This window comes from Bradyrhizobium sp. SZCCHNRI3052 (genome assembly GCF_032484895.1).
Classification (GTDB): Bacteria; Pseudomonadota; Alphaproteobacteria; order Rhizobiales; family Xanthobacteraceae; genus Bradyrhizobium.
Genome location: NZ_JAUETW010000006.1, coordinates 100,498 through 121,821, shown reverse-complemented (window position 1 = coordinate 121,821; position 21,324 = coordinate 100,498). Strand labels below are relative to the sequence as shown.

Here is a 21,324-nt window from a genome sequence, read left to right as displayed (position 1 = left end):
GCGGCGATCGGTCGTTGAAGGCACGCCGACGAGACAGAATGCGGTTCTAAGCACAACGCCGCCCCAGAGAGGGCGGCGCTTCTCATTGCTTTCAATCAGATGCGGGTCGACGATCGAACTCTATTCCTTCCGCTCCGAGGTCCAACCCTTGTACTCGCCGACATTGTCGCGCGTGATCAGCTTGGAGGGCAGCAGCTCGACCGTCGAGGCCGGTTTCTGGCCATTGAGCAGGCCGACGCCGATCTGCACGGCGCGGCGGGCCATGAAGAACGGATCCTGTGAGGCCGAGGCCTGGATCTGCTGCGAGGCCGGATCCTTCAGCGCCGCCTCGATGTCGGGGGCGCCGTCGACCGCGGTGATGATGATGCCGGTGCGCTGCTGCTGACGCGCAGCGAGATCGGTGCCGATCGCCTGCGGATCGTTGATGGCGAAGATGGCGTCGATCTTCGGGAAGCGGGTGAGATAGCCCTGCGTCACCGTGAGGCCGCCCTCGCGCGAGCCCTTGCCGTCCTGGTCGCTGGAGAGAACCTTGATGCCGGGGGCCTTGGCGAACACGCTCTTGCAGCCGTTGACGCGGTCGATCACCGCCGACACCTGCGGCCCGTTCTCGATGATCACGTCACCCTTGCCGCCGAGTTTGTCGACGATGTACTGGCACGAGATCTCGCCGGCCTGCACGTTGTTGGTCGTCACGGTGGCATCGGCGCCCTCGGCCGCGGTGTCGACCGCAACGACGAGGATGCCGGCCGCCTGCGCCTTCTTGATCGCCGGGCCGATCGCCTTGGGATCTCCCGGGTTGAGCAGGATCATGTCGACGCCGGCGGCGATGAAATTGTCGATCTGGGTGACCTGCTTGCCGAGATCATATTCGAAGCCGACCGCGGTGATCTTGACGTTGGGATTGGTCTTCTTGGCCTCGAACTCGGCGCCCTTCGACAACGCGACGAAGAACGGGTTGCCGAGCGAGCCCAGCGACACGCCGATCGATTTCAGCTCCTTGGCCGATGACGGCGCGGAGCTCATCACGAGCGCCAGCGCGGCACCGGCTGATAACATCGACTTGACCATGTGTTTCCTCCCTGGTCCTTCCTGTTCGTCTACGCACGGCGGACCAGTGGCCGTGGAAGAATGCGTTGTGGCGGGCCCCGGAGGCGCCCGCCATGTTGTCTCAGGTGCGGGCCGAGCCCTGCAGCCGGTAGCGGTCGAGCGCGACGGCGCCGATGATCACGAGGCCCTTGATGACGTATTGCCAGATGTCGGACACGCCGACCAAGATGAGCCCGTTCGACAACACCGCGATGATGAGCGCGCCGACCAGCGTGCCCCAGATCGAGCCGATGCCGCCGACGAACGACGTGCCGCCGAGAATGACGGCGGTGATCGCGTCGAGCTCGTAGGACTGGCCGAGCTGCAGACCGTTCGCCGCATAGAGCCGCGCCGCCTGCATGCCGCCGCCGAGGCCGGCGAGCAGGCCGGACATGCCGTAGACGAAGATCAGCACCGCCCAGACCTTGATGCCGGCGAGTCGCGCGGCGCTCTCATTGCCGCCGACGGCATAGATGTGCACGCCGAGCACGGTCCGGCGCAGGATCAGCCAGGAGCCCAGGATCACCAGCAGCGCGATCACCGACAGCCAGGGGATCGAGACGACGCCGGGAATGATCGTCAGCGAGGCGTTGCCGATGAAGGCGTAGGGAATCGATGGGTTGAACACGGTGGTGTCGCCACCCATCAGGCGGGCGAGACCGCGCACCGCCGTGAGCGACCCGAGTGTCACGATGAACGGCGGCAGCCGCAATAGCGCGATCAACGCGCCATTGACGACGCCGAAGGCAAGGCCCGTCAGCACCGCGGCCGGCAGCCACAGTGCGCCGAGATCGGGCATCTTCGACAGTGTCAGGCCGGCCATGGCAGCCGCGGCGAGGATCGAGCCGACCGACAAATCGATGCCGCCGGTCAGGATGACGAAGGTCATGCCGGCGGCGAGCACGGTATTCACGGCGGCCTGCTGCAGCACGATGCCGAGATTCTGTCCGGAGAAGAAGCGTCCGTCGGACAGCATGTGGAAGCCGAGGCAGAGGATCAGCAGCACCGGCAGCATGCCGGCGGCGCGGATCATCAGCCGTAGCCGCTGCTGCTTGTTGTCCGATGCGGACGGCAGGCCGGATGAAGGCGCGGTCTTGGCTTGCGACGAACTGTTGTCAGGCATCGACGTGCTCCGTCCCGGTGGCCAGCGCCATGATGTCTTCCTGGGTGATGGGGGATGTCGCGCTCTGCTGCAGCTCGCCGGCCAGATGCCCTTCGCGCATCACCAGCACGCGGTCGCAGATGCCGAGAATTTCCGGCAGGTCGGACGAGATCACCAGGATCGCGGTGCCGGACTTGGCGAGATTGTCGATGATCGAATAGATCTCGGACTTGGCGCCGACATCGACGCCGCGGGTCGGCTCGTCCAGGATCAGGACCTTCGGCGCGGTCGCAAGCAGGCGGGACAGCAGCACCTTCTGCTGATTGCCGCCCGACAGGCCGCCGACGGTGACGCCCGGATTGGGAGCGCGGATGCCGAGCGCGCTGAACGCCTCGTCGGCGCGTGCGCGCGCCTTGTCGCGGTCGAGAATGCCGCCGGGCTTCGCGTCCCGTCCGATCACGGCGAGGTTGATGTTGTCGGCGCAGGACATGTCGAGGAACAGCCCGAGCGCCTTCCTGTCCTCGGTCAGATAGGCGATGCCGGCATCGAGCGCATCGCGCGGCGTGTCGATGCTGACTTTCTCACCGTCGAGCTCGATGTGTCCGGTCGTCTTCGGCGCGGCTCCGATGATGAGATGCGCGAGCTCGGTGCGTCCGGCGCCGATCAGCCCGGCGAGGCCGACCACCTCGCCGGCATGAACGGTCAACGAGCAATTCTTGACGCGATGGCCGTCGCCGAGGTCGACGGCGCTGAGCACCGCGCGATCACGCTTGGCGTGCGGGTCGTGGTCCTTCTTGTAGAACGACGACACGTCGCGGCCGACCATCATGCGGACGATGCTGTCGGCGCGGATCTCCGGCTTGTCGAGCGAGCCGACCAGCCGGCCGTCGCGCAGCACGGTGACGCGGTCGCCGAGCGCATAGACCTCGTCCATGCGATGCGAGATGTAGATGATGGCGAGCCCTTCGGCGCGGAGCTGGCGGATCAGCGCGAACAGCTTCTCGCTCTCGCCGGCCGACAGCGAGGTGGTCGGCTCGTCCATGATCAGGATCTTGGATCGTGCATGCAGCGCGCGGGCAATCTCCACCAGCTGGCGCTGGCCCATCGACAACTCGGCCACCAAGGTGGAGGCCGTGAAATCGGCGCCGAGCCGGTCCAGGATCGGTCCGACGCCCTCGCGCATCGTGCTGCGCGCGAGCAGGCCGCTCTGCGACAGCTCGCGGCCGAGATAGATGTTTTCGGCGACCGTCAGGTTCGGCGCCAGCGACAACTCTTGGTAGATGATCGAAATGCCGGCGTTGCGGCCGCCCATCGGCCCTTCGATGCGCACCGGCCGGCCCTCGATGCGGATCTCACCGCCGGGATCCGGGCGATAGGCGCCGGAGAGAATCTTCATCAGCGTGGATTTGCCGGCACCGTTCTCGCCCATCAGCGCATGGACTTCGCCGGCGTAGACGGTGAGGTCGACCTTGTGCAGGGCCTTGATGGTGAAGAATGACTTCGACACCCCGCGCATCTCGAGGATCGGACCGCTCATCGTGCCTCCCAATGCACGTCGTCTCGTCGTCCGCGGCTCGTTGATCGCTGGCGCGGGAAGCCATTAAACTAGAGGCTGTTGCCGAATACAATATGAAAGAGACGCCGCCGCAACACGTCGCCGCGACGAATGCCTTTCGGAGATCCGGTTAGCTCGGCCGACGATAGAGCTGTCGCCAGCGCCGCCGCCGCTCGGCATAGGCTGCCGACAGCGCGACGTCCGGAGCGAAGGTCCGCACGCGCGCCGGCGGCGTGCAGACCGCGCCGATGTCCTCACCGGTGACGGCAAGACGTGCCAGCCGCGCCGCGCCGAAGGCGGCGCCGGTCTCGCCCTCGGCCAGCCGATGAACGGGAATGCCGAGCACATTCGCCAGGATCGCCAGCCAAAGGTCCGAGCGCGATCCGCCGCCGATCGCATCCGCTTCGGCAATGACGAGCCCGGTTTCCGTCAGCGCGTCGCGGCAGTCGGCCAGTGCGAAGGCAACGCCCTCGAGCACCGCCTGGACGATGGCGTTGCGGTCGGTGGCGTGGCTCAGGCCGTCGAGCAGGCCGCGGACATGGGGATCGTCATGCGGCGTGCGCTCGCCCGCGAGATAGGGCAGGAAGCTGACCGGCGACGGCGCGGCGGGGCCCGCGCCCAGCGGGGCGAGCAGCTCGGTCTCGCTCGCGCCGAGCAGCCGCGCGACCCAGGCGAGGCATGAGGCCGCCGACAGCATCGCGCCAGCCTGTAGCCACATCGCCGGGATGGCATGACAGAAGGTGTGAACGACGCGCTCGGGATTGGCCGTGACGGCGTCGACCGGCGAGATCACGGCGCCGGACGTGCCGAGCGTGATGAATGTGGCGCCCGGCCGGACAGCACCGATGCCGATGGCGCCGGCCGGGTTGTCGCCGGCGCCTCCCGCGATGGTTGGACGCTTCGTCATGCCCCAGCGTTCCGCGAGGTTGCTGCGCAACCGGCCTGCCGGCGCGCAGCCTTCGACGAGGCGCGGCATCTGCGCACGGGTGAGGCCGGTGGCGGCGAGGCCCTCGTCGCACCAGTCGCGCCTGGTGACATCGAGCCAGAGCGAGCCGGACGCATCGGACATGTCCTCGATCGCATCGCCCGTCAGCACCAGCCGGACATAGGCCTTCGGCAGCAGAACCAGCCGCGTGGCCGCGAAGATCTCGGGCTCGTGCGCCGCGATCCACATCAGCTTCGGCGCGGCGAAGCCGGGCATCGCCTTGTTGCCGGTGATCGTGCGCAAGGCGGACCAGCGCTGCTCCAGCGCAGCGCATTCGCGCTCCGACCGGCCGTCGTTCCAGAGAATGCAGGGCCGCAACGGATTCATCGCGGCATCGAGCAGCACCGGGCCATGCATCTGGCCCGACAGGCCGATGGCGTCCACCGCCGCCAACGCGCCGGGATGATCCGCCTTCAGCGCATCGAGCGTGGCGAATACCGCGCCGATCCATGCGGCGGGGTCCTGCTCGGCCCGGCCCGGTCGCGGCACGTCCATCGTCAAGGCGTGGCTGCGGCTCGCAACGACGCGCTGCGTGTCATCGACGATGATCGTCTTGACCGCGGATGTTCCAAGATCGATGCCGAGATACATGACGTCTCACGCCTGCGTGCGCAACGACGGATACGGAGTGGAGCGATACCAGACTCCTGATAGCCTTGTCATCCGAACGCGAGTCATCGCAGCGCGCTGAGGCGAGATCATTTTCACGGAGTCGAGACATGGAGCCATCTGACCAACCAGCCGAACGGGCGTCGCGTCTCGTCGGACACTACGCGCTGGTGACGGGCGCAACGCAAGGCATCGGCCGCGCGATCGCGGTGCGGTTTGCCGAGGAGGGTGCGCATGTCGCGATCAATTTCGGCGGCCCGTCGCCGTCCGGCGACGAAACCCTGGCGCTGGTGCAGGCCGCCTCTGCCGCGCATGGTCACGGCTCGCGTGATCACGTTGCCGTGAAGGCCGACATCGGCGTCGAGGCCGAGATCGCCGAGATGTTCGAGACGGTGCTGAAGCGCTGGCCCCGGCTCGACTGCCTGGTCAACAATGCCGGCTTTCAGCGGGAATCGCCCAGCGAGGCGCTCGACGTCGACACGTATCGCAAGATCCTCGAGGTCAACCTCAACGGTGCCGTGCTCTGCGCGCGTCACGCGCTGGCGCATTTCGTCACGCGCGGCGGCGGCAACATCATCAACACCTCAAGCGTGCACCAGATCATTCCGAAGCCCGGCTATCTCGCTTATTCGATCAGTAAGAGCGCGATGGCGGGCCTCACGCGGACCCTGGCGCTCGAATTCGCCGGGCGCGGCATCCGCGTCAATTCGGTCGGGCCGGGCGCCGTCGACACGCCGATCAACGCGGCCTGGACCGGGGACCCGGCCAAGCGCGCCGCGGTCGAGTCCCACATTCCGATGGGGCGGGTGGCGAGCCCGGAAGAGATCGCCGGCGTGTTCGCCTTTCTCGCCTCGTCCGAAGCGAGCTACATCACCGGACAGACGATCTATGCATGCGGCGGCATCACGCTGTTCGGCGAATTCCGAGACAATTGGGCGAGCTGATCCCGGCCCTGCATCGCTCATGCGCGCGTGCGCGTACCATCATTCGCATTCTATCCACTTGCATTGTCATCGTCGCAGTGAGGATCTCTTAAGCATCCGCGGCGCATGGCAGCCCTTCGCGGGTGCAGCGAGATTTCGTTAAGGCGTGGGTACGAGAGTGCGCGCGCTTGGCGAACTGGAATTGCGATGCATCGATTGGACCCGGACATTCGTCGCGATCTCGCGCATCTGCTGTACAGCTCGATGCCGCTGGTCGGGACGATCTCGGCCGCCGCCGTCGTGATCGGCAGCGTGATGGCCTGGGTTGCGCGCGATCCGGGCTACGCCGCGATCACGGTGGTGCTGCTGGTGATCGGCGCCCTTCGTGTTCTCAAGCTACGGATGTTCGCCGCGCGCTTCGATCGGCTCGATCACGATGCGATCATTCGCTGGGAACGCCTCTACGGCCTCGGCGCCGCCGTCTTCGGTCTGGCCGTCGGTGCGTTGTCGGCACGCGCGTTTCAGATCGGCGACGGGCCGGGCATCTGGATGTGCTTCGGCCTGTCGATGGCCTTCTGCGTCGGCATCGTGTCGCGTGTCAGCCCATGGATCGTCATGACCTCCTCGGCGGTGCTGCTGATTCCGACCGTGGTGGCCTGCCTGATGCAGCCCGAGCCGGTGTACCGGATGGGCGCCGGCATGGTGGTGCTGTTCTGGATCACGCTGCGCGGCACGTCGTATCGACTCACGGCCGCCTTCACCGAGCGGATCACGGCGCAGCAGGCCTTGGCGCGGCAGGCGCTGCGCGATTTCCTCACCGGCCTGCCGAACCGCGCCGCGTTCATCGCCGCGCTCGGCCGGTGCGATCGCCCCGTCGCCATCATCGCGGTCGATCTCGATGGCTTCAAGCTCGTCAACGACCGGTTCGGCCATCAGGCCGGTGACGAGCTGCTGTGCCAGGTCGGCGCACGTCTGCAGGATTGCCTCGGCGAAACGGGCTTGGCGGCGCGGTTCGGCGGCGACGAATTCATGCTGCTGCTGCCCGCGGTGGGACGTGACGCCGCTCTCGTGTTCGCGCAAGCGGCGGTGACGGCGCTGTCGCAACCCTTCACGCTGGCTGGAACGCGCGTTCAGATCGGCGCCAGCGCCGGCATCCTGGTCACCGAGGATCGGCAGGCGGACACCGAGGCGCTGCTCGACCAGGCCGATCGCGCGCTCTATGCGGCCAAGCGTGCCGGCGGCCAGCGTTGGTGCTGGGCCGATGAATACATGGCCGTTGCCGTCGCATGCACGGCGAGCAGCGAGGCGCCGACGCTGGCGCTCGCGGACTAGCAGCACGATGGCAGCCTGACCGTTCCACGCGGACGCTGGCAAGCTCGGACCGCGGCCGCTAATGTGGCCGGCAGAAGCCGACGAACGGCGCACGATGTCAGGAGGAGCGGCCGATGCGGAGCATCAGGATCGGCGCCGGAGCGGGCTATTCCGGTGACCGGATCGAGCCTGCGGTGGAGCTCGCGGCGAAGGGCGGCCTGGACTATCTCGTGTTCGAGTGCCTGGCGGAGCGCACGATCGCGCTGGCGCAGCAGGCGCGCATGAAGGATCCGGCCGCCGGTTATGATCCGCTGCTGGCGGCGCGCATGCAGGCCGTGCTGCCGATCTGCCGCGCCAACAAGGTCCGTATCATCACCAACATGGGGGCGGCCAATCCGGTCGCCGCGGCCGAAGCCACCCGCACCATCGCGCGCCGGCTTGGACTGACGGGGCTGAAGATCGCGGCCGTGACCGGCGACGATGTTCTGGAGCCGTTGAAGACAGCGGATGTCGTGCTCGACACCGGTGACACGATCCGGGCCCTCGGCAATCGGGTCGTCTCGGCCAACGCCTATGTCGGGGCGGGCGCGATCGCGGAGGCGCTCGCGGCCGGCGCGGATGTCGTGATCACCGGGCGCGCCGCCGACCCGGCGCTGTTTCTCGGACCTCTGATCCACGAGTTCGGCTGGGCCCTGGATGATTGGGACCGGCTCGGGCAGGGCACCGTCGTCGGTCATCTGCTCGAATGCGCTGGACAGATCACCGGCGGCTATTTCGCCGATCCCGGAGCGAAGGATGTTCCCGATCTCGCCCGGCTCGGCTTTCCGATCGGCGAGGTGCGCGAGGATGGCGAACTGATCGTGACCAAGGTCGCGGGCTCCGGCGGCTGCGTCACGCCGGCGACCGTGAAGGAGCAACTGCTCTATGAGATCCACGATCCCGTGCAATATTTCCAACCCGACGTCGTGGCGGATTTCTCGCAGGTGACCGTCGAGGAGCTTGGTCCGGACCGGGTCAGGGTGGTCGGCGGTCGCGGCCGGCCGAAGACGGGACTGCTGAAGACCTCGGTCGGCTATCTCGATTCCTATGTCGGCGAGGGTCAGATCTCCTATGCCGGCCCTGGCGCGGTCACGCGCGGCCGCCTTGCGCTCGATGTCGTCAGGGAGCGCCTCGCGCTCACCGGCGTGGCGGTGAACGAGCTGCGCTGCGACCTGATCGGGTTGAATGCGCTGCATGGCGACGATCGCGCACAGGGTACCGAGCCCTACGAGGTGCGCGTTCGCGTCGCCGGGCGGACCGAGACGATGGCGGAGGCGATCCGTATCGGCAACGAGGTCGAGACGCTCTACACCAATGGCCCGGCAGGTGGCGGCGGCGCCTGGAAATCGGCGCGCGAGGTGATCGCCGTCGCCTCCTGTCTCGTTGCCGAGGATGCGCCGCAGCTCTGCGTCGGCATGCTGACGGCCTGAGTTTTCAAGGGCTTCACGGATCGCTCTCGGCAGCGCAAGCTGGCCGTCATGGTTGCGGTGCCTGAGAACAAGCGAGAATTCAGTCCATGTATGACGTCATTGTGGTCGGCGGCGGCTCCGCGGGAGCGGTCGTCGCTGCGCGCCTGTCCGAAGACCCCCGGACGCGGGTCCTGCTGCTCGAAGCCGGCGCGGACTGGCGCGCGGACGACGCGCCGTGGGAGATCGTGACGCCCAACCCGATTCCGATCATCCATGATCGCGCCTTCCAGGAGAAATGGCAGTGGCCGGAGTTGATGTCCCGCCGCGTCGCCGGGCAGGACATGCGTTTCTACTGGCGCGGAAAGGGGCTGGGCGGCAGCTCGATGATGAACGGCCAGATCGCGATCCGCGGCGTGGCCGATGCGTTCGATGAATGGGCGGCCAATGGTTGCAAGGGATGGTCGGCCAAGGACATCATGCCGCTGTTCGCGGTGATCGAGGACGATCTCGCATTCGGTGATCGCGAGGGGCACGGTCGCGGCGGCCCGCTTCCAGTCACTCGCGCACCGCCTGACACATGGGGCCCGATCGATCGTGGCTTGCGCGATGCCGCGCTGGCGAGCGGCTATCGCTGGTGCGACGATCTCAACGGGCCCGATGGCGAGGGTGTCGCCTGCTATCCGATCAACAGCCGCAACGGCCGCCGTATCTCCACCAATGAGGGCTATCTCGAGCCCGCCCGCGGCCGTTCGAACCTGGAGATCCGGGGGCGGGCGCTGGTCGATCGGCTGCTGATCAGCGACGGCAGGGCGACCGGCGTGCGCGTCCACATCGAAGGTGAAGGCGTGAAAAACGTCGCGGCGCGCGAGGTCGTGCTGTGTGCCGGCGCGATCCACAGCCCCGCGATCCTGCTGCGCTCGGGTATCGGCCCTGCGACCGATCTGCTGGCGATGGGAATTGCGGTCGTGCGTGATCTTCCGGTCGGCCGGCACTTCTTCGATCATCCGCTGTTCCGCACCACCATCCAGCTCCGCGAGGCGCTGCGTCCGACCGACCGCGACACGCGCCATACCAATTGCTGCGTCACCTACTCGTCGGGCCTCGCCGGCGGCGGCAAGCGCGACATGATCCTGATCGCGTTCAACCATCGGGGCATCGGCGTGCCCGGCGCGATCGGCGCCGGACTGTTCAACGCCTTCTCGCGCGGTACGCTCAGGCTCGCCTCGACCGATCCGAGCGTGGATCCGATCGTCGAGGAGAACATGCTGGCCGATCCGCGCGACGTGGCGCGAATGCGGGACGCGGTGAAGCGGCTGGCCGTGATCACGGTGCAGCCGGCGCTGCGCGACATCGCCGACTGGATTCGCCTCGGCGATACGGAGTTCACGCTGCCGCAGGCGGCTGCGCTGCCCGAGGCCGAGCTCGATGCGCTGCTGCGGCAGGTCACCGGCGACATCCAGCATGCGGCGGGGAGCTGCCGCATGAGCGGATTCGACGATGGCGACGGCGTGGTCGATCCGGACGGCCGCGTGAAGGGCATTGCCGGCCTGCGCGTCGCCGATGCCTCGATCATGCCGTCCGATTGCCGCGCCAACACGCATTTCACCACCGTCGTGATCGGCGAGGCGATCGCGCGGATGATGCGAGAGCGCCTGTAGAGCTCACGCGATGGCGAAGCGAAGCCCGGCGCGGGCGCGCCCGCCGGAGATCGCGATCGGGGTGCCGTCGGCGCGCCAGCACGCGGCTCCTGTCAGCGTGCCGTCGTCGCCGAACGCGATCGCGTTCATGCCGCCGGCCACGACCGGCTCGCGCTTGATCTCGTGCCCGCGTGCGGCGAGCTCCCGCGCCACATGGTCGGGAAACGCCGGCTCGAGCTCGAGCACGCCGCCCTGCGTCCAGAGCCGCGGCGCCTCGACCGCCTCCTGCAGCGACATGCCGTGGTCGATCAGGTTGACCAGCGCCTGGAAGGCCGAGGGAAAGATGCGCAGGCCGCCGGGCAGGCCGAGCGCATAGCGCAAGCGGCCGTCGCGCAGCGCCATCATCGGCGCCATCGAGGTGAAGACGCGCTTGCCCGGCTGGATCGACAGCGCGCGGCCCGGATGCGGATCGAAATTGTACATGTAGTTGTTGGCGGTCATGCCGGTGCCCGGGATCTGCACGCAGGCGCCGAACAGGCCGTTGATGGTCTGGGTCGCCGCGACGACGTTGCCCTCGGCATCGGCGACCGTGACATGGGTGGTGTTGGCGGACTCCGTCGGCGCAAGGCCCGGGCCGAAGCTCCGGGCCCGGCTCATGTCGATCTGCGCCCGCCGCTGCGCGGCATAGGCCTTCGACGTCAGCCGCTCGACCGGCACGTCGACGAAAGCGGGATCGGCGGTGGCGACCGCCCGGTCGGCAAAGGCGATCTTCAAGGCTTCGGCAAGCACGTGCACGCCATCGGCCGAACCGAAGCCGAGCCCGCCGACGTCGAAACCCTCGAGGATGTTCAGCATCTGCACGATGTGCACGCCGCTGGAGGAGGGCGGCGGCGGGCCGATGATCTCATGGCCGCGATAGTGGCCGCGGATCGGCGCGCGTTCGATCACCTTGTAGGCGGCGAGGTCGCTCGCATCGATCAGCCCGCCATTGTCGGCCGTGTAGTCGGCCAGCGCGATCCCGAGCGGCCCGCCATAGAGAGCGTCCGGTCCTTGCTCCGCGATCAGCCGCAGCGATGCCGCATAGTCGGTCTGGATCACGCGCGTGCCTGGCCTGACGGGCTCGCCGCCCGGCAGGAACAGCGTCGACAGATGCGGGTCACGCGCGAGGTCGTCCGCGACCAGCCGCACGCAATCGTTGAGATAGGGACTGGCGATGAAGCCGTGCTCAGCGAGCCGGATCGCCGGCGCCATCACTTCGGCCAGTGGCAGCCGGCCGAAGCGCGACAGGGCCTCGCACCATCCCTTCAGCGCGCCGGGCACGGCGACCGCGAGCGCGCCTGCGACGTTGCGGCGGCCGCGGGTCTCGCGCGCCAGCGTGATCTCGTCGGAGACCGGATCATACATTCCTGGCGTGGCGCGCCGCGGCGCGGTGCTCAATCCGTCGAGCACGATGTGCCGTCCATCCGCAAGGCGGATGTGCGACAGCCCGCCGCCGAGAATGCCGACCATCATCGGCTCGACCACCGTCAGCGCGAACAGCGCGGCGACCGCGGCATCGATCGCGTTGCCGTCACGCATCAGCATCTCGGCACCGGCGCTGGAGGCGAGCGGATGATTGGTCACCACCATGCCGCGCGAGCCCGTCGCCGGCTGCTTCTCGCAGGTGAAGTCGGCGATGCGCCGTATGTGCGAAGCCATTCGGGTCTCCTCTGTCGAACGGCGGATGCCGAGAGGTCGTCTTTCGCAATCCTGCCCGATCCCTTGCGCAAGGGGAAGAGCGGCGCCCCAGCTCGACGAACTGATAAGTGCGCCACGCATGGCTCGGAGAGCATCGATCTCTCCCGCCGCGTTCTCATCGCCGCGCATCTGTGTTAGGCCTGGGCGCAGTTCCACCTCGCGAGCCCAGCTGATTTCATGCCTCACTACGATCTGATCATTCGCGGCGGTCGCGTGCTCGACCCGGAAACGAAGCTCGACGCCACGGCCGATGTCGCCATCAAGGATGGCGCGATCGCTGCCGTGGGCGATGTCGGCGGGGCCGCCGATCAGGTGGTCGATGCGGCCGGCCTCGCCGTCGTGCCCGGCTTCATCGATCTGCACGCGCATGGCCAGTCGCTGCCGGCCGACCGCATGCAGGCCTTCGACGGCGTCACCACCACGCTCGAGCTCGAGATCGGCGTGATGCCGGTGGCGCGCTGGTATGACGAGCAGGCGGCGATCGGCCGCCTTCTGAACTACGGCGCAGCGTCGGGCTGGGTGTTCGCGCGGATCGCGACGATGACGACGCAGCAGACCGCGTCCAACATCGCCGGCATGGGCGAGGCGATGCGCGACAAGCGTTGGGTCGAGGAGGTCGCCACGGCTGCCGAGACCGCCGAGATCGTCGAGCGCACGCGGCAGGGTCTGGAGCAGGGCGGTCTCGGCATTGCCTTCCCGAACGCCTACGCGCCCGGCACCGGCATGAAGGAGCTGTCGGAGCTGTGCAGCCTGGCGGCCAAGCACGACGTGCCGACCTACACGCACATCGCCTATATGTCGAACGTCGATCCGCGCAGCTCAGTCGATGCCTACACGCGGCTGATCGGGCTGGCCGGCTCGACCGGCGCCCACATGCACATCTGCCATTTCAACAGCACCAGCCTGCAGGATGTCGAGCGCTGCGCCGAGCTGGTGCAGACCGCGCAGAAGCAAGGCCTGAAGGTCACGACCGAAGCCTATCCCTACGGCACCGGCTCGACCGTGGTCGGCGCCGGCTTCTTCGCCGATCCCGCGTTCTGCCAGCGCATGGGCACCGGCTATGACGCAATCGAGATGGTCGCCGAGCGCCATCGGCTCGGCAGCCGTGACGAATTGCTGGCGCGGCAGCAGGACGATCCCGGCGCATTGGTGCTGATCCATTTCCTCGATGTCGCCGTCAACCAGCGCCACCGCGACCTGCTCGATGTCTCCGTGCTGTTTCCGGGCGGCGCCATCGCCTCCGATGCGATGCCGTGGATCCTGTCCAACGGCACGGACTACACCGGCGACGCCTGGCCGCTGCCGGATGACGCGGTGTCGCATCCGCGCTCATCGGCGACGTTCACCAAATTCCTGCGCGAATGGGTGCTGGACCGCAAGGCGGTGCCGCTGATGGAGGGCCTCGCCAAGTGCACGCTGATCCCGGCCCGGATTCTGGAACCGTCGACGCCCGCGATGCGCAAGAAGGGACGGCTGCAGGCCGGCTGCGACGCCGACATCGCCGTGCTCGATCTCGCCAGCCTGCGTGACCGCGCCGACTTCCTCAACATGAACCGGCCGTCCGAGGGCGTGCGGCATCTGCTCGTCAATGGCCGCGCCGTCATCACTGATGGCGAGCTCGTTCGCGACGTCAGGCCGGGGCAGGCGGTACGCCGTCCGGTCCTGTCATGATCGTCCCGGTCCTGCTGGTCGCCGGATCGCTCGGTGCCGGCAAGACGACCCTGCTCAATCATCTGCTCGCCAATCCGGACGGACGGCGTATCGCGGCTGTTGTCAACGACTTCGGCGCGGTCGACATCGACGCGCAATTGCTCGGCTCCGTCACCGCGGAGGTGATCAGCCTCAAGAACGGCTGCATTTGCTGCTCGCTGCAGGGCGACCTGCTGCGCACGCTGTCCTCCGTCATCAAGCGCGATCCGGCACCCGACGCGATTGCGATCGAGACATCGGGCATTTCCGATCCCGCCGAAATCATCCGCAGCCTGATGGATCCCGTGATCTTCAAGGTGGCGCCGCTCGAGACCGTCGTCACCTTGGTCGACCCGCAGCGGCTGCGCGATGATCCCGAGATCGAACAGGATGTGCTGTGGCGCTCGCAGTTGCGGGCCGCGGATTTCGTGCTGCTGACCAAGGCCGATCTGCTCGACCGCGCCGCGCTCGATGCGGCCCGCGCCGTCGTCGGCGGCACCAAGCCGCAATCGGCGATCTTCGAGATCGCGCATGGCGTCGTCGCGCCGGACCTGCTGTTCAGCCGCGACATTCGCGCGCCGCGAGAGCTGCCCAAGCAGGTGCCGACGATGTCGCAACCTTTCGCAACCCTCACCTGGACCTCCCGTGCTCCGCTGTCGCTGGCCCGCTTTCAGCAGGTGATCGGAAAGCTCGCGCCGCGCACCCTGCGCATCAAGGGCATCCTGCTGTTCACCGACCATCCGGGACAGCCGATCCTGTTTCAGTCGGTGGCGACGCGCGGCACCTTGGCGCCGTCGCCGGTGTCGCCCGCCGATGGCCTCACGGCCCAGCTCGTGCTGATCGGACGCGAAGGTGAGCTCGACGCCGGCGAGATCGACGCGCTGCTGCACGAGGTGATCGTCGCCTGAGATCGAAGGCCGCGCGTCAGCCCGCCTGCCGCAATGCGCCGTCCGCGGCCTCGGCCCAGGTACAGCAGCCGCCCCCGGCGCGCTTGGCGGCATAGAGCGCGCTGTCGACCTGGCGCAGCACCTCGTCCATGGACTCGTCCGTGAGCGGCCGGTCGTTCACCAGCAGGCCGGCGCTGGCGCCGATCACCACGGGGATGTCGGACAGCAGGAATGGCATCGACAGCGAGCGGATTGCTTCGCGCGCCAGCGCCAGCGCCTCGTCGCGTCCGTCCGCGCCGCCCGTCACCGGCTTCAGCAGCATGAACTCATCGCCGCCGAAGCGCGCGGCGAGACCGCCCTGGCCGACACAGCTCGACAGCCGGGCTGCGACCTGACGCAGCAGGTCGTCGCCGGCGTGGTGGCCATGGCGGTCGTTGACGGGCTTGAAGCCGTCGAGATCGATGGCAATGATCGCGACAGTCCGGGTCGTGCGTTCGAGCGCAGCCAGGAAGGCCGCCCGGTTGGGCAGGTCGGTCAGGAAATCATGGTTGGCCTGGCGGGCCAGCGCGTGCTTGGCCTCGAGCCGCTCGATGAACGCGGTGCTGAGATGGCGCGAGGCTTCGCGGATCGAGAACCAGAACAGCACCAGCAGGACGGCCCCGAGCTGATAGGGCAGCTCCGGGCGCATCAATCCGGCGATGAGCGTCGGGGCGAGCAGCACGGCGGTTGTCGTCAGCACGACCCACGGGCGGATCGCCGCGCGCGACACCATGCCGACGCAATAGGACATCGACAGGCCGAAGGCGATCCATGCGCCCGGAGCATCGTTGAGCTGGAACGCGCGGAAGGTGAGAGCGCCAAGCGCAAGGCCGAAGGCGGCGGCGCCCGCGGCGTAGACTTTCTCCCAGAGGATCACGTCGCGATCGGACAGGCGTCCCGCATATTGTTTGTAGCGCAGCAGGCTGACCACGCGACCGATGGCGTTGACGATGATCGCGAACGTGATCGCGATGTAGCCGGGATCGCCGTGCAGGACCGCAAGCGTGACCGAGCCGGTGATGGCGGCCGCGTTGATCGACATGACCTGCGGCAGAGACGTGTACAGCAGATCGACGAGCTCGCGCCGGATCGCCGGGTTCGGATGGATGAATCTGGAAAGCAGCCCATGTCCCATGGGAACACCATGGGACACCTTTCCTAACAGTTGATGGGCGCGAACGATTCGCGCGACGAAGGTTCGGAGTTACCTTAAATCTTCGTCAATCGCTCAGGGGGCGCGGCTGGGGTCGGTGGTTGGATAGACCGGCGTCGCCGTCGACATCCGCGAGGGCATCGGCGCCGCCGCCGCCACTTTCGGCGCCTCTGCCTTCGGCGTCTCCGCCTTGATGTCGGACTTTGGCGGCTCGAGCTTCAGCGGCCGCAGCGGCTGACGCTTCGCCATCGCGTCGAGTACGGCGCGGTTCGTCTTCTCGATGCGCTTTGCGGCCGCAACGTCGGCAAAGGCGCGGTCGAACTTGCGCATGCGATAGAACACGATGCCGCGGTCGATATAGGCCTCATGGTAGCGGGGATCGAGCTGGATCGCCGCGTCGAGATCGGCCAGCGCCGCCGCGAAGTCGCCCTTCTGGAACGCGGCCATGCCGCGATCGTGATGGGCCTGGGCCTCGTTCGAAGCCGTACCCCCGGCGAGCATTGCATCCGCCGTGCATGGCGCGGTCGCGCCTGCCGCGCAGGGCGCACGCTCCTGCTCGGCAGAATAGACCGTGTCGATCTTGCTGACGCGTAGCGGAAGCGGATCGGCGGATACCGAGGCATTGCTGCCCGATGCGCTGCCGACCGTTGCGCTGGCAGCCGTCTCGCCGCCGGAATTCGCGGCCGCATCGCCGGCCGTCGCCGCCTCAGTGGCGCTATCGATCGGTTTGGCGGGAACCTCGTTCGGCTTGACCTTGTTGGTCGCAACCACGATCGGCTTGAGCGGCGCGACGGAAGCCGACGACATGTGGGTGAACAGCAGGTAGCCGGTTAGCGCCACGGCGGACGCACCGGCCAGCGCCATCACGCCGGACGCAACCTTGTGGACCTTGGCGACGACGGCCAGCTTGGAATCCTGCTGATGCTCGTCCTGCGCGGCGCCGAGCAGCCGGTCATAGGCCGTGCGCTGCTCCTTGTCGCCGAGAATGTCGTTGGCGCGGATGATCTGTCGAAACCGCAGCGCGGCATCCGGATCGCCGGGATTGACGTCGGGGTGGCTCTCTTTGACCGCTTTGCGGAAGGCCGCCCGGATATCGTCAGCGTCATCGTCCGGAAGAGCTCCGAGTAAATCGTAAAGCGTCTTCATCGTCGTTCTCGCTGCAGGCTTCCCTCGTCTCCGATCGAAATTCCTACGGCGAATTTACGCTGGAGCACTCGTACTAACTCTTTCCGCTTCGCATGATGGTTGGTCAATCCGGCGGAAAAATGACTGAAAATGGCGAAGTTCGTAGCCATTTTTGCCGTGTTTGAGGTCATCGCGCTCGTCCTTCTTCGCCACGGTGCGCGCAATCCCAGATTGAATCGCTGCCCTCTGACCGCCTCCGCCGCGGGACATGCACCTATGGTGAAGAGAAAGTTTGAAGCCGGATTTAACGTGAGCTGATTGGCAGCTCGGTTTGCGGCAACACCCCGCATTCCATCGCGGCAGTGTGGCGCTGCTACACACCGGCTCTTGTCCGCTGGTGTCAGGTCCCTGAGGCAGATGTCGCTGCGGGCAACAGGCCGGGCCTGAGAAGGGCGCCTCCCGCTTCGGCGGCCGCCTTGCGGAACCAGCGACCCGGCCGCTATACCGGCCGCATGACTGAATTTCATGGTGTCTTTCCCTACCTGGCCTCGCCGATCGGCGCGGATGGAACGATCCGTACGGAGGTGCTGGGGCGTCTTTGCGACGATCTGATCCTTGCCGGTGTGCACGGCCTGACGCCGCTCGGCTCCACCGGCGAGTTCGCCTATCTCGATCGTGCCCAGCGCATGACCGTCGTGGAGACGACTATCGATGCCGCCCAGGGCCGCGTTCCCGTGATCGCAGGCGTGGCCTCGACTGCGATCGCTGACGCGGTGGCGCAGGCCAAGGCTTACCAGAAGCGCGGCGCAAACGGCATCCTGGCGGTGCTCGAAGCCTACTTCCCGGTCAACGACGCCGGCATCGAGGCGTATTTCCGGGCGATTGCCGATGCCGTCGACGTTCCCGTCGTCATCTACACCAATCCCCAGTTCCAGCGTTCCGACCTGTCGCTCGACGTCATCGCGAGCCTCGCCGAGCATCCGCGCATCAACTACATCAAGGACGCTTCGACCAACACCGGCCGGCTGTTGTCGATCATCAATCGCTGCGGCGACGCCATCAAGGTGTTCGCGGCGTCCTCACACATTCCGGCCGCGGTGATGCTGATCGGCGGCAAGGGCTGGATGGCCGGGCCGGCCTGCATCATCCCGCGCCAGAGCGTCGAGCTCTACAATCTCTGCAAGGCGTCGTGCTGGGACGATGCGATGCTGCTGCAGAAGAAGCTGTGGCGCGTCAACGAGGCCTTCGCCCGCTTCAACCTCGCGGCCTGCATCAAGGCCGGCCTGTCGATCCAGGGCTACGACGTCGGCGATCCCGTGCCGCCGCAGGCCCCGCTCTCGCCCGAGCAGCGCAAGGTCGTCGAAGAGGTACTGCGCAGCCTGGGGTGAGCTAGCCCCGGCTTTGGCCCCCGCTCTCTCCTCATCGTCATTCCGGGGCAGCCCAAGGGCTGAGCCCGGAATCCATACTCCGCGACCTCTCGGGTGGGCAGACCGGGAGACATCGAGCCTCCAAACTACCGGTCGTGGTTATGGATTCCGGGCTCGCGCTGCGCGCGCCCCGGAATGACGGTTCGTCATGACGCATCAGCTTAAACACGTGTTGGCCACCGCAACGCCGATCCGCTAAGACCCTGCCAAATTCATTGAACTGACCAAGGACTGACGAATGAACATTCTTCCCAACAATATGCGGTTTGGTGCGGGGCAGCCCCTCAAGCGTCTGGAGGATCAGCGGCTGCTGACCGGGAAGGGGCAGTTCATCGACGACAAGGCGGAGGACGGCGCGCTGTGGCTCTACGTGCTGCGCTCCCCGCATGCGCATGCCAGGATCCTGTCGATCGACACCGCCGCTGCCCGCGAGATCGCGGGCGTGCAGGCGATTTACACCGGCGCGGACCTCGTCGCTGACGATGTCGGCACCATTCCGACCCTGGCAATCTTCAAGCGTCCCGACGGCAAGCCGATGACGGTGCCGCCGCGCCGCTTGCTTGCCCATGAGATTGTCCGCTTCACCGGCGAGGCGGTCGCCGCCGTGGTCGCGACCTCGCGCACGGTCGCGCAGGAGGCCGCGGAAGCGATCGTCGTCGATTACGAGGTGCTGCCGGCGGTGACCGATCCGGTGAAGGCGATCGAGCCCGGCGCGCCCGTGGTCTGGGCGGAGGCGCCCGACAACGTCGTCGCCGCGATGAGCTATGGCGATGCCGCCAAGGTCGAGGCGGCGTTCGCCGGCGCTGCGCACAAGGTCTCGCTCGACATCACCAGCCAGCGCCTGGTGCCCTCGGCGATGGAGCCGCGCTCGACCATCGCCGAGATCGAGAAGAAGACCGGCCGGCTGCTGCTGCACGTGCAGTCGCAGACCCCGGCCTCGACCCGCGACGTGCTGGCGGAAGCCGTGCTGAAGCGCCCGAAGGAGAGCGTGCGCGTGCTGGTCGGCGACATCGGCGGTGGCTTCGGCCAGAAGACCAACCTCTATCCTGAGGACGGCATCGTCGCCTATGCCGCCACCAAGCTTAACAAGAAGATCCGCTGGCGCGCCGAGCGCACCGACGAGTTCGTCGGCGGCACGCATGGCCGCGACCTCACCTCCACCGCCGAGTTCGCTTTGGACGCCAAGGGCAGGGTGCTGGCCTATCGCGTGCGCTCGATCGGCGCCACCGGCGCCTATTCGTCGGGCGCGGCCAACATCATCCCGCTGGTGCTCGGGCCATTCGTGCAGACCGGCGTCTATGATCTGCCGCTGGTGCATTTCGAGATCAAGACCGTGATGACGCATACGGCGCCGGTCGGCGCCTATCGCGGTGCCGGACGCCCCGAGGCGGTGTTCATCGTCGAGCGGCTGTTCGATGCGGCCGCGCGCCAGATCGGGATCGATCCGCGCGCCATCCGCAAGACCAACTACATCAAGCCGGCGCAGCTCCCCTACACCAACGCCGTCGGCCAGGTGTATGATTCCGGTGCCTTTGCCCACATGCTGGAGCGCGCGTCCAAGCTTGCCGATTGGGACGGCTTCAACGCGCGCAAGCGCGAGGCGAAGAAGCGCGGCATGCTCTACGGCCGCGGCCTGACCAGCTATATCGAATGGACCGGCGGCCGCGCCCACACCGAGAAGGTGTCGCTGCACGCGACCTCCGAGGGCCGCGTCATCCTGCATTCCGGCACCATGGCGATGGGGCAGGGCCTGCAGACCACCTATACGCAGATGATCTCCGACACGCTCGGCATTCCGCTGGACAAGATCGACGTCGTGCAGGGCGACACCGATCTCGCCACCGGCTTCGGCAGCGTCGGCTCGCGCTCGCTGTTCGTCGGCGGCACGGCGGTGGCGGTGTCGTCGAACGACCTGATTGCGAAGGCGCGGGAAAAGGCGTCGAACCTGCTGGAGACCGCGGTCGAGGACATCGAGTATCGCGACGGCTTCCTCACCGTCGTCGGCACCGACCGCCGCATCAGCCTGTTCGACATCGCCGGGAAGGAGCAGGGCGCCAAGCTGTCGGTCGACAGCGAGGGCGAGGTCGACGGTCCGAGCTGGCCGAACGGCACCCATATCTGCGAGGTCGAGATCGATCCGGAGACCGGCGTCAGCCGCGTGGTGCGCTACACCACCGTCGACGACGTCGGCGTCGCGGTCAATCCGATGCTGGTGGCGGGCCAGATCCATGGCGGCGTCGCCCAGGGCATCGGCCAGGCGCTGTACGAGAACGTCGCCTACGATGCCGACGGCCAGCTCCTGACCGCCACCTATCAGGACTACTGCATCCCGCGCGCCGACGACGTGCCGCCGATCGTGGTCACTCTCGACGATTCCGCGCCGTGCAAGACCAACCCGCTGGGCGCCAAGGGCTGCGGCGAATCCGGCGCCATCGGCGGCCCGCCCTGCGTCACCAACGGCGTGATGGACGCGCTGTTCGAGCTCGGGATCACCAACCTGCAGACGCCGCTGACGCCGGAGAAGGTGTGGGCGGCGATCTCCGAGGCGAAGGCGGCAAAGGTCAAAGCGTCGGCCTGAGCGAGCGCGCGGGACGCTTCCGCGCCGGACGTG

At 67.4% G+C, this 21,324-nt stretch carries 15 protein-coding genes; 8 read left to right on the top strand and 7 right to left on the bottom strand.

Annotation, left to right across the window (positions count from 1 at the left end):
* Window positions 1-120: 120 nt before the first annotated feature.
* The 4 genes from QW887_RS18285 to xylB form a co-directional block, all read right to left on the bottom strand.
* Window positions 121-1,068, bottom strand: coding sequence for an ABC transporter substrate-binding protein (locus tag QW887_RS18285; protein WP_315713942.1), 948 nt, complete (start codon window positions 1,066-1,068; stop codon window positions 121-123).
* A 100-nt stretch (window positions 1,069-1,168) separates the two neighbouring features.
* Window positions 1,169-2,209, bottom strand: coding sequence for an ABC transporter permease subunit (locus QW887_RS18280; protein WP_316194789.1), 1,041 nt, complete (start codon window positions 2,207-2,209; stop codon window positions 1,169-1,171).
* Window positions 2,202-3,725 carry a sugar ABC transporter ATP-binding protein gene (locus QW887_RS18275; protein ID WP_315713944.1) on the bottom strand — a complete coding sequence of 508 codons (1,524 nt, stop codon included), beginning with the start codon at window positions 3,723-3,725 and terminating at the stop codon, window positions 2,202-2,204. The genes QW887_RS18280 and QW887_RS18275 overlap by 8 nt, the downstream gene beginning before the upstream one ends.
* Window positions 3,726-3,873: 148 nt before the next feature.
* Window positions 3,874-5,319: a xylulokinase gene (gene xylB, locus QW887_RS18270; RefSeq protein WP_315713945.1), complete on the bottom strand. Its 1,446-nt coding sequence runs from the start codon at window positions 5,317-5,319 to the stop codon at window positions 3,874-3,876.
* Window positions 5,320-5,447: 128 nt separating this feature from the next.
* On the opposite strand from xylB, the gene QW887_RS18265 reads away from it, so the two are divergent.
* The 4 genes from QW887_RS18265 to QW887_RS18250 all read left to right on the top strand — a co-directional run bounded on the left by QW887_RS18265 (window position 5,448) and on the right by QW887_RS18250 (window position 10,677).
* A complete protein-coding gene (locus QW887_RS18265) occupies window positions 5,448-6,281 on the top strand; it encodes a glucose 1-dehydrogenase (RefSeq protein ID WP_315713946.1) in 834 nt (277 codons plus the stop codon).
* Between the two features lie 186 nt (window positions 6,282-6,467).
* Window positions 6,468-7,592, top strand: coding sequence for a GGDEF domain-containing protein (locus QW887_RS18260; RefSeq protein ID WP_316194788.1), 1,125 nt, complete (start codon window positions 6,468-6,470; stop codon window positions 7,590-7,592).
* A gap of 113 nt (window positions 7,593-7,705) precedes the next feature.
* Complete coding sequence (locus QW887_RS18255) at window positions 7,706-9,040, top strand: acyclic terpene utilization AtuA family protein (protein WP_316169457.1); 1,335 nt, start codon at window positions 7,706-7,708, stop codon at window positions 9,038-9,040.
* An 86-nt stretch (window positions 9,041-9,126) separates the two neighbouring features.
* Window positions 9,127-10,677, top strand: coding sequence for a GMC family oxidoreductase (locus QW887_RS18250; RefSeq protein ID WP_316194787.1), 1,551 nt, complete (start codon window positions 9,127-9,129; stop codon window positions 10,675-10,677).
* A 3-nt stretch (window positions 10,678-10,680) separates the two neighbouring features.
* On the opposite strand, the gene ggt is transcribed toward QW887_RS18250, so the two are convergent.
* Window positions 10,681-12,354 carry a gamma-glutamyltransferase gene (gene ggt, locus QW887_RS18245; protein ID WP_316169455.1) on the bottom strand — a complete coding sequence of 558 codons (1,674 nt, stop codon included), beginning with the start codon at window positions 12,352-12,354 and terminating at the stop codon, window positions 10,681-10,683.
* Between the two features lie 216 nt (window positions 12,355-12,570).
* On the opposite strand from ggt, the gene QW887_RS18240 reads away from it, so the two are divergent.
* Together QW887_RS18240 and QW887_RS18235 are read left to right on the top strand one after the other, a co-directional pair.
* Window positions 12,571-14,064, top strand: a complete 1,494-nt coding sequence (locus QW887_RS18240) for an amidohydrolase family protein (RefSeq protein WP_315826045.1) — start codon at window positions 12,571-12,573, stop codon at window positions 14,062-14,064.
* Window positions 14,061-14,990, top strand: coding sequence for a GTP-binding protein (locus tag QW887_RS18235; RefSeq protein ID WP_316169454.1), 930 nt, complete (start codon window positions 14,061-14,063; stop codon window positions 14,988-14,990). Before QW887_RS18240 ends, QW887_RS18235 begins: the two co-directional genes overlap by 4 nt.
* A gap of 16 nt (window positions 14,991-15,006) precedes the next feature.
* Here QW887_RS18235 and QW887_RS18230 read toward each other — a convergent pair whose 3' ends face one another.
* Window positions 15,007-16,143 carry a GGDEF domain-containing protein gene (locus QW887_RS18230; RefSeq protein WP_315713953.1) on the bottom strand — a complete coding sequence of 379 codons (1,137 nt, stop codon included), beginning with the start codon at window positions 16,141-16,143 and terminating at the stop codon, window positions 15,007-15,009.
* A gap of 93 nt (window positions 16,144-16,236) precedes the next feature.
* Window positions 16,237-17,307 carry a J domain-containing protein gene (locus QW887_RS18225; protein ID WP_315713954.1) on the bottom strand — a complete coding sequence of 357 codons (1,071 nt, stop codon included), beginning with the start codon at window positions 17,305-17,307 and terminating at the stop codon, window positions 16,237-16,239.
* Window positions 17,308-17,798: 491 nt separating this feature from the next.
* Here QW887_RS18225 and QW887_RS18220 point away from each other — a divergent pair, with 491 nt between their 5' ends.
* Both QW887_RS18220 and QW887_RS18215 read left to right on the top strand, forming a co-directional pair.
* Window positions 17,799-18,674, top strand: a complete 876-nt coding sequence (locus QW887_RS18220; RefSeq protein WP_316165739.1) for a dihydrodipicolinate synthase family protein — start codon at window positions 17,799-17,801, stop codon at window positions 18,672-18,674.
* A 277-nt stretch (window positions 18,675-18,951) separates the two neighbouring features.
* A complete protein-coding gene (locus QW887_RS18215; protein WP_316194786.1) occupies window positions 18,952-21,291 on the top strand; it encodes a xanthine dehydrogenase family protein molybdopterin-binding subunit in 2,340 nt (779 codons plus the stop codon).
* Window positions 21,292-21,324 lie beyond the last annotated feature (33 nt).

Bases quoted from the DNA above. Each gene is read 5' to 3' on its own strand.
- QW887_RS18285 (WP_315713942.1), bottom strand. From the start codon at position 1,068: ATGGTCAAGTCGATGTTATCAGCCGGTGCCGCGCTGGCGCTCGTGATG.
- QW887_RS18280 (WP_316194789.1), bottom strand. From the start codon at position 2,209: ATGCCTGACAACAGTTCGTCGCAAGCCAAGACCGCGCCTTCATCCGGC.
- QW887_RS18275 (WP_315713944.1), bottom strand. From the start codon at position 3,725: ATGAGCGGTCCGATCCTCGAGATGCGCGGGGTGTCGAAGTCATTCTTC.
- xylB (WP_315713945.1), bottom strand. From the start codon at position 5,319: ATGTATCTCGGCATCGATCTTGGAACATCCGCGGTCAAGACGATCATC.
- QW887_RS18265 (WP_315713946.1), top strand. From the start codon at position 5,448: ATGGAGCCATCTGACCAACCAGCCGAACGGGCGTCGCGTCTCGTCGGA.
- QW887_RS18260 (WP_316194788.1), top strand. From the start codon at position 6,468: ATGCATCGATTGGACCCGGACATTCGTCGCGATCTCGCGCATCTGCTG.
- QW887_RS18255 (WP_316169457.1), top strand. From the start codon at position 7,706: ATGCGGAGCATCAGGATCGGCGCCGGAGCGGGCTATTCCGGTGACCGG.
- QW887_RS18250 (WP_316194787.1), top strand. From the start codon at position 9,127: ATGTATGACGTCATTGTGGTCGGCGGCGGCTCCGCGGGAGCGGTCGTC.
- ggt (WP_316169455.1), bottom strand. From the start codon at position 12,354: ATGGCTTCGCACATACGGCGCATCGCCGACTTCACCTGCGAGAAGCAG.
- QW887_RS18240 (WP_315826045.1), top strand. From the start codon at position 12,571: ATGCCTCACTACGATCTGATCATTCGCGGCGGTCGCGTGCTCGACCCG.
- QW887_RS18235 (WP_316169454.1), top strand. From the start codon at position 14,061: ATGATCGTCCCGGTCCTGCTGGTCGCCGGATCGCTCGGTGCCGGCAAG.
- QW887_RS18230 (WP_315713953.1), bottom strand. From the start codon at position 16,143: ATGGGACATGGGCTGCTTTCCAGATTCATCCATCCGAACCCGGCGATC.
- QW887_RS18225 (WP_315713954.1), bottom strand. From the start codon at position 17,307: ATGAAGACGCTTTACGATTTACTCGGAGCTCTTCCGGACGATGACGCT.
- QW887_RS18220 (WP_316165739.1), top strand. From the start codon at position 17,799: ATGACTGAATTTCATGGTGTCTTTCCCTACCTGGCCTCGCCGATCGGC.
- QW887_RS18215 (WP_316194786.1), top strand. From the start codon at position 18,952: ATGAACATTCTTCCCAACAATATGCGGTTTGGTGCGGGGCAGCCCCTC.